This is a genomic window from Streptococcus sp. 11-4097 (genome assembly GCF_018215285.2).
Taxonomy (GTDB): Bacteria; Bacillota; Bacilli; order Lactobacillales; family Streptococcaceae; genus Streptococcus.
Genome location: NZ_CP185262.1, coordinates 944,607 through 960,537 on the forward strand (window position 1 = coordinate 944,607; position 15,931 = coordinate 960,537).

15 protein-coding genes are annotated in these 15,931 nt (G+C 40.5%); all 15 read left to right on the top strand.

Translation table 11 applies throughout. The features are described from left to right. Positions 1 to 182: 182 nt before the first annotated feature. The 15 genes from gyrA to recN all read left to right on the top strand — a co-directional run bounded on the left by gyrA (position 183) and on the right by recN (position 15,930). A complete protein-coding gene (gyrA, locus tag KB197_RS04715) occupies positions 183 to 2,651 on the top strand; it encodes a DNA gyrase subunit A (protein WP_212573874.1) in 2,469 nt (822 codons plus the stop codon). Continuing rightward, positions 2,651 to 3,394, top strand: a complete 744-nt coding sequence (locus KB197_RS04720) for a class A sortase (protein ID WP_033681684.1) — start codon at positions 2,651 to 2,653, stop codon at positions 3,392 to 3,394. Before gyrA ends, KB197_RS04720 begins: the two co-directional genes overlap by 1 nt. Positions 3,395 to 3,537: 143 nt before the next feature. Continuing rightward, positions 3,538 to 4,335 (top strand): formate/nitrite transporter family protein, encoded by a 798-nt coding sequence (locus KB197_RS04725; RefSeq protein WP_212573875.1) that lies wholly within the window; start codon positions 3,538 to 3,540, stop codon positions 4,333 to 4,335. A gap of 147 nt (positions 4,336 to 4,482) precedes the next feature. Further along, complete coding sequence (locus KB197_RS04730) at positions 4,483 to 5,763, top strand: O-acetylhomoserine aminocarboxypropyltransferase/cysteine synthase family protein (protein ID WP_212573876.1); 1,281 nt, start codon at positions 4,483 to 4,485, stop codon at positions 5,761 to 5,763. A gap of 95 nt (positions 5,764 to 5,858) precedes the next feature. Next, positions 5,859 to 7,133, top strand: a complete 1,275-nt coding sequence (locus KB197_RS04735) for a DUF2130 domain-containing protein (protein WP_212573877.1) — start codon at positions 5,859 to 5,861, stop codon at positions 7,131 to 7,133. Positions 7,134 to 7,159: 26 nt separating this feature from the next. After that, complete coding sequence (locus KB197_RS04740; protein ID WP_421127921.1) at positions 7,160 to 7,978, top strand: hypothetical protein; 819 nt, start codon at positions 7,160 to 7,162, stop codon at positions 7,976 to 7,978. A gap of 11 nt (positions 7,979 to 7,989) precedes the next feature. Then, the gene (locus KB197_RS04745) at positions 7,990 to 8,790 is read left to right on the top strand and encodes a hypothetical protein (protein ID WP_421127923.1); all 801 of its coding nucleotides are present in this window, start codon (positions 7,990 to 7,992) and stop codon (positions 8,788 to 8,790) included. 74 nt (positions 8,791 to 8,864) lie between these two features. Further along, on the top strand, positions 8,865 to 9,743 hold the full coding sequence (gene truB / locus KB197_RS04750) for a tRNA pseudouridine(55) synthase TruB (RefSeq protein ID WP_212573890.1): 879 nt from the start codon (positions 8,865 to 8,867) through the stop codon (positions 9,741 to 9,743). A 110-nt stretch (positions 9,744 to 9,853) separates the two neighbouring features. Next, positions 9,854 to 10,492 (top strand): uridine kinase, encoded by a 639-nt coding sequence (gene udk, locus KB197_RS04755; RefSeq protein WP_212573878.1) that lies wholly within the window; start codon positions 9,854 to 9,856, stop codon positions 10,490 to 10,492. A 126-nt stretch (positions 10,493 to 10,618) separates the two neighbouring features. Continuing rightward, on the top strand, positions 10,619 to 11,959 hold the full coding sequence (gene xseA, locus KB197_RS04760; protein ID WP_212573879.1) for an exodeoxyribonuclease VII large subunit: 1,341 nt from the start codon (positions 10,619 to 10,621) through the stop codon (positions 11,957 to 11,959). After that, positions 11,937 to 12,149 (top strand): exodeoxyribonuclease VII small subunit, encoded by a 213-nt coding sequence (locus KB197_RS04765; protein WP_084887861.1) that lies wholly within the window; start codon positions 11,937 to 11,939, stop codon positions 12,147 to 12,149. Before xseA ends, KB197_RS04765 begins: the two co-directional genes overlap by 23 nt. Continuing rightward, positions 12,146 to 13,021 carry a polyprenyl synthetase family protein gene (locus tag KB197_RS04770; RefSeq protein ID WP_212573880.1) on the top strand — a complete coding sequence of 292 codons (876 nt, stop codon included), beginning with the start codon at positions 12,146 to 12,148 and terminating at the stop codon, positions 13,019 to 13,021. The genes KB197_RS04765 and KB197_RS04770 overlap by 4 nt, the downstream gene beginning before the upstream one ends. After that, complete coding sequence (locus tag KB197_RS04775) at positions 13,014 to 13,829, top strand: TlyA family RNA methyltransferase (RefSeq protein ID WP_212573881.1); 816 nt, start codon at positions 13,014 to 13,016, stop codon at positions 13,827 to 13,829. Before KB197_RS04770 ends, KB197_RS04775 begins: the two co-directional genes overlap by 8 nt. Then, the gene (locus KB197_RS04780) at positions 13,822 to 14,253 is read left to right on the top strand and encodes an arginine repressor (RefSeq protein WP_020900686.1); all 432 of its coding nucleotides are present in this window, start codon (positions 13,822 to 13,824) and stop codon (positions 14,251 to 14,253) included. Before KB197_RS04775 ends, KB197_RS04780 begins: the two co-directional genes overlap by 8 nt. Before the next feature lie 6 nt (positions 14,254 to 14,259). Next, positions 14,260 to 15,930 carry a DNA repair protein RecN gene (recN, locus tag KB197_RS04785; protein ID WP_212573882.1) on the top strand — a complete coding sequence of 557 codons (1,671 nt, stop codon included), beginning with the start codon at positions 14,260 to 14,262 and terminating at the stop codon, positions 15,928 to 15,930. Position 15,931: the final 1 nt, after the last annotated feature.

Consider the following 15,931-nt stretch of genomic DNA (forward strand, 5'->3'; position numbering starts at 1 on the left):
TCTCCTTAATTTTATTCAGGGATTTCCCCAGTTATTTCAATTCTATCACTTTTAAAAAGCTTTGTCACGGATATGCTTTGCAGTTCTTGATGTAAACGTTTTAGTGGTTTTAGATACCTGAAATATGGCGGACATTATGGTATAATATATTTTATACTAATAGTGAAATGAGGCATTTATTAATGCAGGATAGAAATTTAGTGAATGTCAATCTGACAAAGGAGATGAAGACGAGCTTTATCGACTACGCCATGAGTGTTATCGTAGCGCGGGCTCTTCCTGATGTTCGAGATGGCTTGAAACCTGTTCACCGTCGGATTCTCTACGGAATGAATGAATTGGGTGTTACTCCAGACAAACCTCATAAAAAATCTGCTCGTATTACAGGGGATGTCATGGGTAAATATCACCCACACGGGGATTCCTCGATCTATGAAGCTATGGTCCGTATGGCTCAATGGTGGAGCTATCGTTATATGCTTGTAGATGGCCACGGAAACTTTGGTTCTATGGATGGAGACGGTGCTGCCGCCCAGCGTTATACTGAGGCACGTATGAGCAAAATTGCTCTGGAAATGCTTCGTGACATCAATAAAAACACAGTTGATTTCGTCGATAACTATGATGCCAATGAACGTGAACCCTTGGTCTTGCCAGCACGTTTTCCAAACCTTTTGGTTAATGGAGCTACTGGTATTGCCGTTGGGATGGCAACCAATATTCCCCCTCACAACTTGGGAGAAACCATTGATGCTGTGAAGTTGGTAATGGACAATCCTGAAGTGACTACTAAGGACTTGATGGAAGTCTTGCCTGGGCCAGATTTTCCAACTGGAGCCCTTGTTATGGGGAAATCAGGTATTCATAAGGCTTATGAAACAGGTAAAGGTTCGATTGTTCTCCGTTCTCGTACTGAAATTGAAGAAACTAAGACTGGCCGTGAGCGCATCGTTGTAACAGAATTTCCTTACATGGTCAATAAAACCAAGGTTCATGAACATATTGTTCGCTTGGTTCAGGAAAAACGAATCGAAGGTATTACGGCGGTACGTGATGAATCTAACCGTGAAGGAGTTCGTTTCGTAATCGAGGTCAAACGAGATGCATCCGCAAATGTTATCCTCAATAACCTCTTCAAGATGACCCAGATGCAAACCAACTTTGGTTTCAATATGCTTGCTATCCAAAATGGGGTGCCGAAGATTTTGTCTCTTCGTCAGATTTTGGATGCTTATATCGAACACCAAAAAGAAGTGGTTGTTCGTCGTACTCGTTTTGATAAGGAAAAAGCAGAAGCGCGTGCTCATATTTTAGAAGGTCTCTTGATTGCGCTAGACTACATCGACGAAGTGATTCGTATCATCCGTGCTAGTGAAACGGATGCGGAAGCGCAAGCTGAGTTGATGAGCAAGTTCAAGCTTTCTGAACGTCAAAGTCAAGCTATCCTTGATATGCGTCTTCGTCGTTTGACAGGTTTGGAACGTGATAAGATTCAGTCTGAGTATGATGATCTCTTGGCTCTGATTGCCGATTTAGCAGATATTCTTGCTAAGCCAGAACGTGTTTCTCAAATCATTAAAGATGAATTAGACGAAGTCAAGCGTAAGTTTGGCGACCAACGTCGTACGGAATTGATGGTCGGTGAAGTCTTAAGTCTCGAAGATGAGGATTTGATTGAAGAATCGGATGTCTTGATTACACTGTCTAACAAAGGCTATATCAAACGTCTGGACCAAGCTGAGTTTACTGCTCAAAAACGAGGAGGTCGTGGTGTCCAAGGTACAGGTGTTAAGGATGATGATTTTGTTCGTGAGTTAGTGTCAACTAGCACCCATGATCACCTACTCTTCTTTACAAATAAAGGACGTGTCTATCGCCTGAAAGGCTATGAAATTCCTGAGTATGGCCGTACAGCTAAGGGCTTGCCAATCGTCAATCTTTTGAAATTAGATGAAGGTGAAAGTATTCAGACCATTATCAATGTTGAATCTGAACGCAGTGATGATGCTTATCTCTTCTTCACAACTCGTCATGGTATTGTGAAGAGAACCAGCGTTAAGGAATTCGCTAACATTCGTCAGAATGGACTCAAGGCTTTAAATCTCAAGGATGAAGATGAATTGATTAATGTCTTGCTGACAGAAGAGGACACGGATATTATCATTGGTACCAAGTTTGGTTATGCAGTTCGCTTTAATCAATCAGCCGTTCGTGGCATGAGTCGTATCGCCACTGGTGTGAAAGGTGTCAATCTCCGTGACGGAGACACAGTTGTTGGTGCTAGTGTGATTACAGACCAGGACGAGGTTCTTATCATCACTGAAAAAGGATATGGTAAGCGCACCGTTGCGACTGAATATCCAACAAAAGGTCGTGGTGGTAAAGGGATGCAAACTGCTAAAATTACTGAAAAGAATGGTTCTCTTGCTGGTCTTATGACCGTTACAGGCGATGAAGATTTGATGATTATCACTGATACTGGTGTCATGATTCGAACTAACGTTGCCAATATTTCACAAACAGGTCGCTCAACTATGGGAGTTAAAGTGATGCGCCTGGACCAAGATGCTAAAATTGTAACCTTTACTACGGTTGCAGCGGCAGAAAAAGAAGAAGTTGGGGCAGAAAACGAAACAGAAGGTGAAGCATAATGTCTCATAAAAAGAATAATAAGAAAATCAAACGAAAAAATCTGCTGACAAATATCTTGGCTGTATTTCTCATACTGATCTCTATTGCTTTAATTTTTAATGCAAAGATTCGTGATGCATTTATTGCTTGGAATAGTAATAAATACCAAGTTAGTCAAGTATCAAAAGAAAAAATAGAAGAAAATCAGGATACAGAGGGAAATTTTGATTTTGATTCAGTAAAAGCCATTTCCTCTGAAGCTGTTTTAGCCTCTCAATGGGATAATCAAAAATTACCTGTTATCGGAGGAATTGCAATACCTGAGCTTGAAATTAATTTACCTATCTTTAAGGGGATTGCAAATGTCAATCTTTTATACGGTGCGGGTACCATGAAGCGTGACCAAGAAATGGGTAAAGGGAATTATTCATTAGCTAGCCATCATATTTTCACAGGTGATAATGCTAGTCAGATGCTTTTTTCTCCACTAGATCGTGCGAAAAAAGGGATGAAAATTCACTTGACAGATAAGAATAAAGTGTATACCTATGAAATTAGTGAAGTGAAACGAGTTACACCAGATAGAGTAGATGAAATTGATGACCGAACTGGTGTTGATGAAATTACTTTAGTAACTTGTGAGGATGCAGCAGCTACTGAGCGGATCATTGTAAAGGGTGATTTGAAAGAAACAAAAGATTATTCACAAACATCTGACGAAATTTTAACAGCCTTCAATCAACCATATAAACAATTTTATTAGTTCTAAAAGAATCAGTGAAGATTAAGTTTCATTGATTCTTTTAATATTTTTGTAAAATAAACTTTTATGAAATACAGAAAACGTTTCCTTAATTCTAAAGTTTGTGATATAATTATCACAAATAAAAGTTTTAGGAGTTTATTATGGTTTCTTCAGAATTTATCTCAAAGATTGAATTTGCTTGTAAGAAAAAGGAAAGTCTTTATAATAAAAGCAAATTTAAGTATGCGATTCGTTCTATGTTTGCAGGTGCATTTTTAACCTTCAGTACAGCTGCTGGTGCAGTTGGAGCTGACTTGATTAATAAAATTGCACCAGGTAGTGGACGCTTCCTATTCCCCTTTGTCTTTGCTTGGGGATTGGCCTACATTGTTTTCTTGAATGCCGAGTTGGTAACGTCAAATATGATGTTCTTAACTGCTGGTAGTTTCTTGAAAAAAATCTCTTGGAGAAAAACAGCTGAGATTTTACTTTACTGTACCTTGTTCAACCTTATCGGGGCCTTGATAGCAGGTTGGGGCTTTGCTCATTCGGCAGCCTATGCACATCTGACTCACGATAGTTTCATCTCAGGGGTTGTTGAGATGAAGTTAGGTCGTTCAAATGAATTAATCTTGCTTGAGGCGATTTTGGCAAATATTTTCGTAAATATTGCAATTCTTTCATTTGTTTTGGTCAAAGATGGTGGTGCCAAACTTTGGCTTGTGTTGTCAGCGATTTACATGTTTGTATTTTTAACAAACGAGCACATTGCGGCGAACTTTGCTTCTTTCGCGATTGTAAAATTCAGTGTTGCTGCTGATACTATTGCTAACTTCGGTGTTGGAAATATGCTTCGTCACTGGGGTGTAACCTTTGTTGGAAACTTTATCGGAGGAGGCCTCTTGATGGGTCTTCCATATGCCTTCCTCAATAAAAACGAAGATACTTATGTAGATTAAGAAAATGAGCACGATTGAGTCGTGCTTTTTTCGTTTTTAAAATAGAGTAATAGCTATTTCTTATATCAAAATATAGAAAACTAATATTGGTAAACTATAACTTAAGGTGCTACAATATCCTTAATCAAACTATATGGAGGTCGCCTTATGACTCGTGATTTTAAATTTGAAACCTTACAATTGCATGCTGGTCAAGTTGTGGATCCAGCTACTAAGTCTCGTGCAGTACCGATTTATCAAACAACATCTTTTGTTTTTGATGACACGCAGGAAGGTGCCGATTTGTTTGCCTTGAGAAAACCAGGGAACATTTATACTCGTATCACCAACCCTACAACAGCTGCCTTTGAAGAAAGAATCGCTGCCCTTGAAGGTGGTGTTGGAGCTCTTGCAACAGCATCAGGTATGGCGGCAGTGACTTATACGATTTTGGCTCTTGCCCATGCTGGTGACCATGTAGTGGCTGCTTCGACTATTTACGGTGGAACTTTCAATCTCTTGAAGGAAACCCTTCCTCGTTATGGGATCACAACAACCTTTGTCGATGTGGATAATTTGGAAGAAGTGGAAGCAGCAATCAATGACAATACCAAGCTTGTCTTGATTGAAACCTTAGGGAATCCCTTGATAAACATTCCTGACTTGGAAAAATTAGCTGAGATTGCGCATAAACACCAGATTCCACTTGTTTCTGACAATACCTTTGCTACACCTTATTTGATTAATGTCTTTTCTCACGGTGTAGATATTTCCATTCACTCTGCGACTAAGTTTATCGGTGGGCATGGTACGACTATTGGAGGAGTGATTGTCGATAGCGGTCGTTTTGACTGGGAGGCTTCAGGGAAATTCCCTCAATTTGTTGAGGAAGACCCAAGCTACCACAATTTGAGCTATACTCGTGATGTGGGTGCAGCAGCCTTTATTATCGCTGTCCGTGTCCAATTGCTTCGTGATACAGGTGCAGCCTTGTCGCCATTTTATGCCTTCTTGTTACTCCAAGGACTTGAAACCCTTTCACTTCGTGTGGAACGTCATGTACAAAATGCAGAGAAAATTGTTGATTTCCTTGTTAACCATCCTAAGGTGGAAAAAGTCAATTATCCAAAATTGGCAGATAGTCCTTATCATGCCTTGGCTGAGAAATACTTGCCTAAAGGTGTGGGTTCAATCTTTACCTTCCATGTCAAAGGTGGGGAGGCAGAAGCACGCAAGGTAATTGATCATTTAGAAATCTTTTCTGACCTAGCAAACGTGGCTGATGCCAAGTCTCTTGTTGTTCACCCAGCAACAACCACTCACGGTCAATTGTCAGAAAAAGACCTAGAAGCCGCAGGTGTCACACCAAACCAAATTCGCTTGTCTATCGGACTTGAAAATGTAGAAGATTTGATTGAAGACTTGCGCTTGGCCTTGGAAAAAATTTAAAGAAAAAGAAGATAAACAGTGGGTTTCGACTCGCTGTTTTTGATTTTCCTTCAGGCATGATATAATGGTTAAAGAAGTCTAGAAAGAGGAACCTTATGAACGAAATCAAATGCCCCAACTGTGGGGAAGTCTTTACAGTAAATGAAAGTCAGTATGCTAAACTTTTGTCCCAAGTGAGAACGGCAGAGTTTGATAAGGAATTGCACGGTCGCATGAAGCAGGAACTGGCCTTGGCTGAGCAAAAGGCCATGAATGAACAACAGTCTAAACTAGCTCAAAAAGACCAAGAAATTGCTCAATTGCAGAGTCAAATCCAAAATTTTGATACAGAAAAAGAATTGGCCAAGAAAGAGGTTGAACAGACAAGCCATCAGGCTTTATTAGCAAAGGACAAGGAAGTACAGGCCTTGGAAAATCAATTGGCGACCTTACGTTTGGAGCATGAAAATCAACTACAAAAGACCCTTTCTGACCTAGAAAAAGAACGGGATCAGGTCAAAAATCAGCTTCTTTTACAAGAAAAAGAAAACGATCTTTCTCTTGCTTCTGTTAAGCAAAACTACGAAGCCCAGCTCAGGGCAGCAAGTGAACAAGTCGAATTTTATAAGAATTTCAAAGCCCAACAATCAACAAAAGCTATCGGGGAAAGTCTGGAACAGTATGCAGAAAGTGAGTTTAACAAGGTCCGCAGTTTTGCCTTTCCAAATGCCTACTTTGAGAAGGATAACAAGGTCTCTGCGCGTGGTTCCAAAGGGGACTTTATTTTCCGCGAAAGTGATGAAAATGGAGTCGAAATCATTTCCATCATGTTTGAAATGAAGAATGAAGCGGACGGAACAGAGAAGAAGCACAAGAATGCAGATTTTTACAAGGAATTGGACAAGGACCGTCGGGAGAAGAACTGTGAGTATGCGGTTTTGGTGACCATGCTTGAGGCTGATAACGACTACTTTAACACAGGGATTGTTGACGTCAGCCACGAGTATGAAAAGATGTATGTAGTTCGTCCTCAATTCTTTATCCAGTTGATTGGTCTCTTGCGAAATGCGGCGCTTAATTCTCTAAAATATAAGCAGGAGTTGGCCTTAGTTCGGGAGCAAAATATCGACATTACACATTTTGAAGAAGACTTGGATGCCTTTAAGCTAGCCTTTGCCAAGAACTATAACTCTGCTTCGACCAACTTTGGCAAAGCCATTGATGAAATTGACAAGGCTATCAAACGTATGGAAGAGGTTAAGAAGTTCCTGACAACATCTGAAAACCAACTCCGCCTCGCAAACAATAAATTGGAAGATGTTTCGGTCAAAAAATTGACTCGAAAAAATCCAACTATGAAAGCAAAGTTTGAAGCGCTGAAGGGGGAGTGAGATTATCTTAAAAACAGGAGTGTTATATGAAAAGAACTATAGAAATTATTAGAACATGGTCAGCTGATAAAATTGAATTAATTTTTCTTAAAATTATATTTAAATATTTGCTGTATTTTTTAGTGTTTTCAACAGTAATGTTTTATGTTTATATTTTTAACCATTCATCGACCACTTACACAAAGGTATTAACAGTATTTCTTGTCCTTCTTATATTGTTTATTCTTCTATCTAAATTATTACTAGATAGGGCTTTGATTGAAATTTTATTTGAGGATATCAATTTAACAAAGTATCAGGATATAGTTGCTAGAGCTGATGCAAATTCTTTAAATAGAAATGTTCAGATTCTTCCAAAATATTTGGCAAATGCAAGAGTATCCTTTTATAGAGGACACTTCCAAGATAGTTTAGAATTGCTGAATAAAATAAAAAATAGTAGTCTAAAAAAATCCAAAAATCTGTACTATGTATTTCATATCAAGTATTATAGCATCCTAAACTTGGTCCATTTGAATGATTGTTTAGAATTCCAAGAATTAATGGTAGAAATTGAAGAACTAACAAGTAATGTTCAATCGCAATTTTTAAAATATCAGAAAGAAATTTTGAGTTTAAAGGCTATTGTTGATATCTATTGCAATAAAAAATCAAACGACTACTTCGACACCACCAAACCAGAAAATAAGTTAGCTCGAATCATGTTCTCTTATTACGGCGCCCTCAATGCCCAATTAAAAGGAGATGAAGAACGTACCCGTAGTCTGTTTGAAAGTATCGCCCATGAAAATCCAGAACTCTTTTTTGTTCAGGAAGCGAAGAAATATTTAGGAGCAGAGGAATAAGAGAGTAACATATGAAATTAGTAAAAAAAATAGTAAGTAGGGCGACAGAGAATATTCTTCTACAAATTGAGACTATTAGTCAGTTAAGTTATATTATATCAATGATTATAGGAGCATTAGCAATTTTTTTTGAACGTCAACCTGAAACAAAACGGTGGGGTTTAATACTTGCTTTACTGATGCTACTTGTAGTCATCTGGATCTTATACCTACGTTTTGTCCTAAGCAAAGTTATTGTTCTAGTGTTACACGATTCTATTGATCTTAAGCTCTATGTAGACATGTTAAGAGTTCAATCAGAAAAATCTATTAAGCCCTTTAGGGCAACATATCGTGAGAATTACCAAATTATCCAAGGTCGAGTGGCTTATTTAAAAGGAGATTTTCAAGCTGCCAAGGAAAATATGTCCAAATATGATTTGAAAAAAATTTGGAAGAGATTCAGAACCCCTGCGTTTTTAATATCAAGCTTTGAACTATTAACAGTTTCCATTCATCTTCAAGATGCGCAAGATATTGCTTTCTTTGAGGAACAATTGTCCAAGGCACCAGATTTTAAAGGAGGCAAAGCTAAACTTGTTGCTCAAGCCCAAGCCATAAAAGATATTGTGTTCAATAAAGAAGCGAACGACTACTTCGACATTACTGAACCAGAAAGTAAGTTAGCTCGAATCATGTTTTCTTATTATGGCGCTCTCAATGCCCAATTAAAAGGAGATGAAGCTCGTGCCCGAAGTCTGTTTGAAAGTATCGCCCATGAAAATCCAGAGCTTTTCTATGTTCAGGAAGCTAGGAAGTATTTAGAAAAATGAGCTGATATAGTTTTAAAATCTGTCTAAGATAGAATATGTTGATGTAAAGTGAAAAGGGAGTGAGAAAGCAAGATATGAACGGTATTATCAACTTAAAAAAAGAAGCGGGGATGACCTCGCATGATGCGGTTTTTAAACTGCGTAAGATTTTGGGAACTAAGAAGATTGGTCATGGTGGGACCTTGGATCCGGATGTGGTGGGTGTTTTGCCCATTGCGGTTGGCAAGGCGACACGCATGGTCGAGTTCATGCAGGATGAGGGCAAGGTCTATGAGGGGGAAATCACTCTAGGTTTTTCAACGACAACTGAGGATGCTAGTGGGGAAGTGGTCGCTGAGACACCTGTTTTATTGCCCTTGGATGAAAAGCTTGTTGATGAAGTAATTACGAGCTTGACTGGGCCTATTACCCAGATTCCGCCTATGTATTCGGCAGTCAAGGTCAATGGTCGTAAGCTCTATGAGTATGCGCGTGCTGGTCAGGAAGTGGAACGTCCAGAACGTCAGGTGACCATTTATCAATTTGAGCGGACAAGTCCGATTTCTTATGAGGGTCATCTTGCACGCTTTACTTTTCGTGTGAAATGCAGTAAGGGGACTTACATCCGTACATTATCGGTTGACTTGGGAGAAAAATTGGGCTATGCGGCTCATATGTCTCATTTGACACGAACAAGTGCTGCAGGTTTGCAGCTAGAAGACGCTCTTACCTTGGAAGAAATTGCTGAAAAAGTGGAGGCTGGTAAATTGGACTTTCTTCATCCTCTAGAGATTGGGACAGGCGACCTTGTCAAAGTTTTCCTAACTCAAGGAGAGGCTACAGAAGTACGCTTTGGTCGTTTTATCGAACTCGAACAAACAGAACAAGAATTAGCTGCCTTTGAAGATGATAAATTGCTAGCCATTCTAGAAAAACGGGACAATCTCTACAAGCCAAGGAAGGTTTTTATCTAATCTAACTGGAGTGTGGGGATGGAATTCTTCCCCTAGACTATCCAAATCAGACTATAAATTTTGCAAAAAATGTGATAGAATAGACGACGGATAAAAAAACGGAGGATAGCATGCAAAATAGACCAATCATTATCGGAGTGACAGGTGGTTCTGGTGGAGGTAAGACCAGTGTTTCAAGAGCCATTTTATCGCATTTCCCTGATGAAAAAATTTCCATGATTGAGCATGATTCATACTACAAGGATCAGTCTCATTTGACCTTTGAAGAGCGTGTCAAAACCAACTACGACCATCCTTTTGCCTTTGATACAGACTTGATGATCGAGCAGATTAAGGAATTGTTGGGAGGGCGTCCGGTGGACATCCCGACTTATGACTATACAGAGCATACACGAAGTAGCAAGACCTATCGTCAAGAGCCTCAAGATGTCTTTATCGTTGAGGGGATTTTGGTCTTGGAGGACAAGCGCCTGCGTGATTTGATGGATATCAAGATTTTTGTGGATACAGATGATGACGTGCGCATTATTCGTCGTATCAAGCGTGATATGGAAGAACGTGGCCGTAGCCTTGATAGCGTTATTGATCAGTACTTGGGTGTGGTTAAACCAATGTACCACCAGTTTATCGAGCCAACCAAGCGTTATGCTGATATTGTCATTCCTGAGGGAGTCAGCAATACAGTGGCTATCGACCTGTTGACGACCAAGATTGCAAAGATTTTGGAAGAAGCTCGAAACAGCAAATAATCAGACGTGGAGGCCTTGCCTCCTTTTTTATTTTTCCCTTATAATGGTACATAAATGAAGATTTTTAGGCATATTTTTGGTATAATAATACTCATGAAAGAGCAAGAAAATGAATAGTAGGTGGAGATGGAAAAGTATTTATCGGTAACAACTTTGACCAAGTATCTGAAAATGAAATTCGATAAAGACCCTTACTTGGAACGGGTCTATTTAACTGGTCAAGTTTCCAACTTTCGTAAACGACCTACTCACCAATATTTCTCCCTAAAAGATGACCATGCAGTTATTCAAGCGACTATTTGGTCTGGGATTTATCAGAAATTAGGTTTTGACCTGGAAGAAGGAATGAAGATCAATGTGATTGGGCGTGTGCAGGTCTATGAACCAAGTGGTAGCTACTCCATCATCATTGAAAAGGCAGAGCCTGATGGAGTTGGTGCGCTTGCGATTCAGTTTGAGCAACTCAAGAAAAAATTGACAGAAGAAGGCCTGTTTCAAGAACGCTTCAAGCAAGCTCTGCCCCAATTTTCTAAGAGAATTGGTGTAGTAACCAGTCGCAGTGGAGCCGTTATTCGAGATATTATCACGACCGTCAGCAGGCGCTTTCCAGGTGTGGACATTCTTCTCTATCCGACCAAGGTGCAAGGTGAGGGTTCTGCGGAGGAAATTGCTGGAAATATTGCTCGTGCTAATCAACGGGACGATTTGGATTTGCTGATTATTGGTCGTGGTGGTGGTTCCATCGAGGATCTCTGGGCCTTTAACGAAGAAATTGTGGTACGAGCGATTTTTGAGTCTCGTTTGCCAGTTATTTCTAGTGTGGGACATGAGACAGATGTGACCTTGGCAGATTTTGTGGCAGATCGCCGCGCTGCGACACCAACGGCTGCTGCTGAACTAGCAACACCTGTGACCAAGTTGGATGTATTAGCTCATTTGCAAAATCAGGAAAAACGGATGGCAACGGCAGTACGAAATGTCCTATCTAAGAAACAAGAAGCTTTGAAAAAATGCAGTCAGTCTGTTATCTTTAGACAGCCAGAGCGTTTGTATGATGGCTATTTGCAACGCTTGGATCAACTGCAATTGCGCTTAAAACAAAGTTTACGTACACGGATTTCTGATAACAAACAGATAGTACAAGCAAAGACGCATCGACTGGTACAATTATCACCCGTTACCAAAATCCAACGCTATCAAGACCGTCTAGGTCAGTTGGACAAGCTTCTCCGTAGCCAAATGGCGCTGGTTTATGATGCCAAGGTTGCTGAGGTCAAAAGATTATCAGAAGCCTTACTGATGTTGGATACTAGCCGAATTGTGGCACGTGGTTATGCAATTGTCAAAAAAGAAGATTCAGTAGTCGATTCGGTTGAGAATTTAAAGAAAACAGACCAAGTGACGCTTTTGATGCGAGATGGTCAAGTAGAATTAGAGGTTAAAGATGTCAAAACAAAAGAAATTTGAGGAAAATCTAGCAGAACTGGAGACCATTGTCCAAAGTTTGGAAAATGGTGAAATTGCTCTGGAAGATGCGATTGCTGCCTTTCAAAATGGTATGGTCTTGTCAAAAGAGCTCCAAGCTACGCTGGACAAGGCTGAAAAGACCTTGGTCAAGGTCATGCAAGAAGACGGAACAGAAAGTGATTTTGAATGAAAAAGCAAGAAAAATTAGCTCTTGTCGAGTCGGCTTTGGAAAACTTTTATGGAGACCAGCAGTTTGCCTCTAGTTTGCGAGAGTCTGTTCTCTATTCCATTCATGCTGGTGGCAAGCGTATTCGGCCTTTTCTCTTGTTAGAAGTTTTGGAAGCCTTGCATATTGCCATCAAACCTGCTCACGCGCAGGTAGCTGCGGCCTTGGAAATGATTCATACAGGGAGCTTGATTCATGATGATCTTCCAGCTATGGATGATGATGATTACCGTCGGGGACGCTTGACCAATCATAAGAAATTTGGTGAAGCTATGGCCATTTTGGCAGGAGATGCCTTGTTCCTGGATCCCTATGCCTTGATAGCGCAGGCAGATTTGCCAAGTCAGATTAAGGTGGACTTGATTGCCAATTTATCGCTTGCTTCAGGTAGTCTAGGCATGGTAGCAGGGCAGGTTTTGGACATGGAAGGCGAACACCAGCATTTGTCCTTGAAAGAACTTCAGACCATTCATGCCAATAAGACTGGGAAACTACTAGCCTATCCCTTCCAGGCAGCTGCTATTATAGCTGAATTGGCTCCTGAAATACAAGCAAAACTGAAAACTGTTGGTGAATTGATTGGGCTTGCTTTTCAAGTCAGAGATGATGTACTGGATGTGACAGCTAGTTTTGAGGAAATCGGCAAGACACCGCAAAAGGATTTGCAGGCTGAAAAATCAACCTATCCATCCTTGTTGGGATTGGAAGAGGCCATTTCCTTTTGCAACCAAACCTTGGATCAAGCTAATGCCAAATTAGAAGAAATTGCCCAGCAGATTCCCTTTGATACAGAATCGATTGTAAGTGTAGTAGAAAGTTTGAGAATCAATGGCTAAGGAAAGAGTGGATGTACTAGCTTACAAACAGGGCTTGTTTGAAACGCGAGAACAGGCCAAGCGCGGTGTCATGGCTGGTCTAGTTGTAGCAGTTCTGAATGGAGAACGGTTTGACAAACCAGGAGAGAAAATTCCAGACGACACCGAGCTAAAACTCAAGGGTGAAAAACTCAAGTATGTGAGTCGTGGTGGCTTGAAATTGGAAAAAGCCTTGCAGGTCTTTAATTTGTCAGTAGAAGGGGCGACAACGATTGATATTGGAGCCTCTACTGGAGGTTTTACCGACGTCATGTTACAGAATGGTGCTGAGTTAGTCTTTGCAGTCGATGTCGGCACCAATCAGTTGGCTTGGAAATTACGCCAAGACCCGCGGGTTGTCAGTATGGAGCAATTCAATTTCCGCTATGCTGAAAAGACTGATTTCGAAAAGGAACCGAGCTTTGCCAGTATTGATGTGAGTTTCATTTCCCTCAGTCTGATTCTGCCAGCCTTGCACCGTGTCTTGGCAGATCAAGGTCAGGTCGTGGCTCTAGTTAAGCCCCAGTTTGAAGCAGGACGTGAGCAGATTGGGAAAAATGGAATCATTCGCGATGCCAAGGTCCATCAACATGTCCTTGAATCTGTCACATCTATGGCAGTAGAGGAAGGTTTTTCAGTCCTTGGTTTGGATTTTTCTCCCATCCAAGGTGGTCATGGAAATATTGAGTTTTTAGCGTATTTGAAAAAAGAAGAGTCAGCAAGCAATCAGGTTCTTGCTGAGATTGAAGAAGTAGTAGAGAGGGCGCATAGTCAATTTAAAAATGAATAAAAAAGAGAGACTTGAAAAAATTAGACGATTTGTGACAGATTATCAAATCGGCACGCAAGAAGAAATCGTAGAACATTTGAAAGAGGCAGGCATCACTGCCACTCAGGCAACGGTATCACGAGATATCAAAGAACTAGGGATTGTCAAAATTCCTTTGAGAGACAATACTTATGTCTATGAATTGCCAAAATCAATCGTAAAAAGTTTGCAACTGGCTGAAGATAATATTGAGTCTGCAGAATTGATGGACAAGATGATCAATCTCCAAGTCATTCCAGGAAATACAGCTTTTGTAAAAGCTCAATTAATCGAGACTTTTGCGGATAAGATTTTCAGCTGTTTAGCTGATGATAGCTCGATTTTAGTCATTGCCAGAAGTGAAAGTCTAGCTGAGGAAATCTTTGAACAAGTAAAAAATTGGTAGGTCTATATGTTACTTGAAATTTCGATAAAAAACTTTGCCATTATTGAGGCTATTTCCCTCAATTTTGAAAAGGGGATGACTGTCCTGACTGGTGAAACGGGTGCAGGGAAGTCGATTATCATTGACGCCATGAATATGATGTTGGGAGCTCGTGCGACGACAGATGTTATTCGTCATGGTGCGCCAAAGGCAGAGATTGAGGGGCTTTTCTCAGTTGAGAATAGTCGCCTTTTGCAGGAAATTTTTGATGAGCAAGGTTTAGAAATGGGGGATGAAATTATCATCCGTCGGGAAATTCTGCAAAATGGACGTAGTATCAGCCGTGTCAATGGTCAGATGGTTAATCTATCTGTTTTGCGTGCTATTGGGCAACATCTGGTAGATATTCATGGTCAGCATGACCAAGAAGAGTTAATGCGCCCTCAACTGCATATCCAGATGTTGGATGAATTCGGTGACGTAGCTTTTTGGGACCTAAAAGAAACCTATCAAACGAGTTTTGATGCCTATCGAAAAATGCGTAAGCAGGTTTTGGAAGTCAAGAAAAACCAACAGGAACACAAGGCTCGTATTGAAATGTTGGAATTTCAAATGGCAGAGATTGAGGCAGCAAACTTGCAAGCCGGAGAAGATCTGGCTCTCAATCAGGAGCGTGATAAACTTCTCAATCATAAAAATATTGCGGATACGCTGACCAATGCCTACAGTATGTTGGACAATGAAGATTTTTCAAGTCTGGCCAATGTTCGTTCAGCCATGAATGACATGGAAAGTGTCGAAGAGTATGACCCTGAATACCGTGAAATTTCAAGCTCTTTGTCTGAGACCTACTATGTCTTAGAAGATATTAGCAAACGTCTGGAAGCTATTATAGAGGACCTTGATTTTGATGGTAATCGTCTCATGCAGGTTGAGAACCGCTTGGACCTCCTTCATACCATTACCCGTAAGTATGGTGGGACTGTAGACGATGTCTTGCTTTATTTTGCCAAGATTACGGAAGAATACAATCTCTTGACAGGCAATAACCTTTCGTCTGAGGAGGACATGGAAGCAGAGCTCAAGAAATTGGAAGTTAATCTTGTCGATTTGGCAGGTCAGCTTGCCTCTGCTCGTCATGACTTGGCTCAGCAGCTTGAAGCTGAGATTAAACAAGAACTGCAAGACCTCTATATGGAAAAAGCTCAGTTTCAGGTTCGTTTTAGCAAGGGCAAATTCAGTCGTGAGGGAAATGAAATGGTTGAGTTTTATATTTCAACCAACCCTGGCGAAGATTTTAAACCCTTGGTCAAGGTTGCATCTGGTGGGGAATTATCTCGTCTCATGCTAGCCATTAAGTCTGCCTTTTCACGTAAAGAAGGTAAGACGAGTATTGTCTTTGATGAAGTGGATACGGGAGTTTCAGGTCGTGTTGCCCAAGCTATTGCACAGAAGATTCATAAAATTGGTCAGCATGGGCAGGTTCTAGCTATTTCCCATTTACCACAAGTGATTGCGATTGCGGATTATCAATTCTTTATTGAGAAGATTAGCAATGACCATTCAACAGTTTCGACTGTTCGTCTCTTGACGGTTGAAGAGAGAGTGGAGGAAGTTGCCAAGATGTTGGCTGGTGATGATGTGACGGAAGCAGCCCTGACGCAAGCCAGAGAATTGTTGAGAAACAGGGAGAAATAAG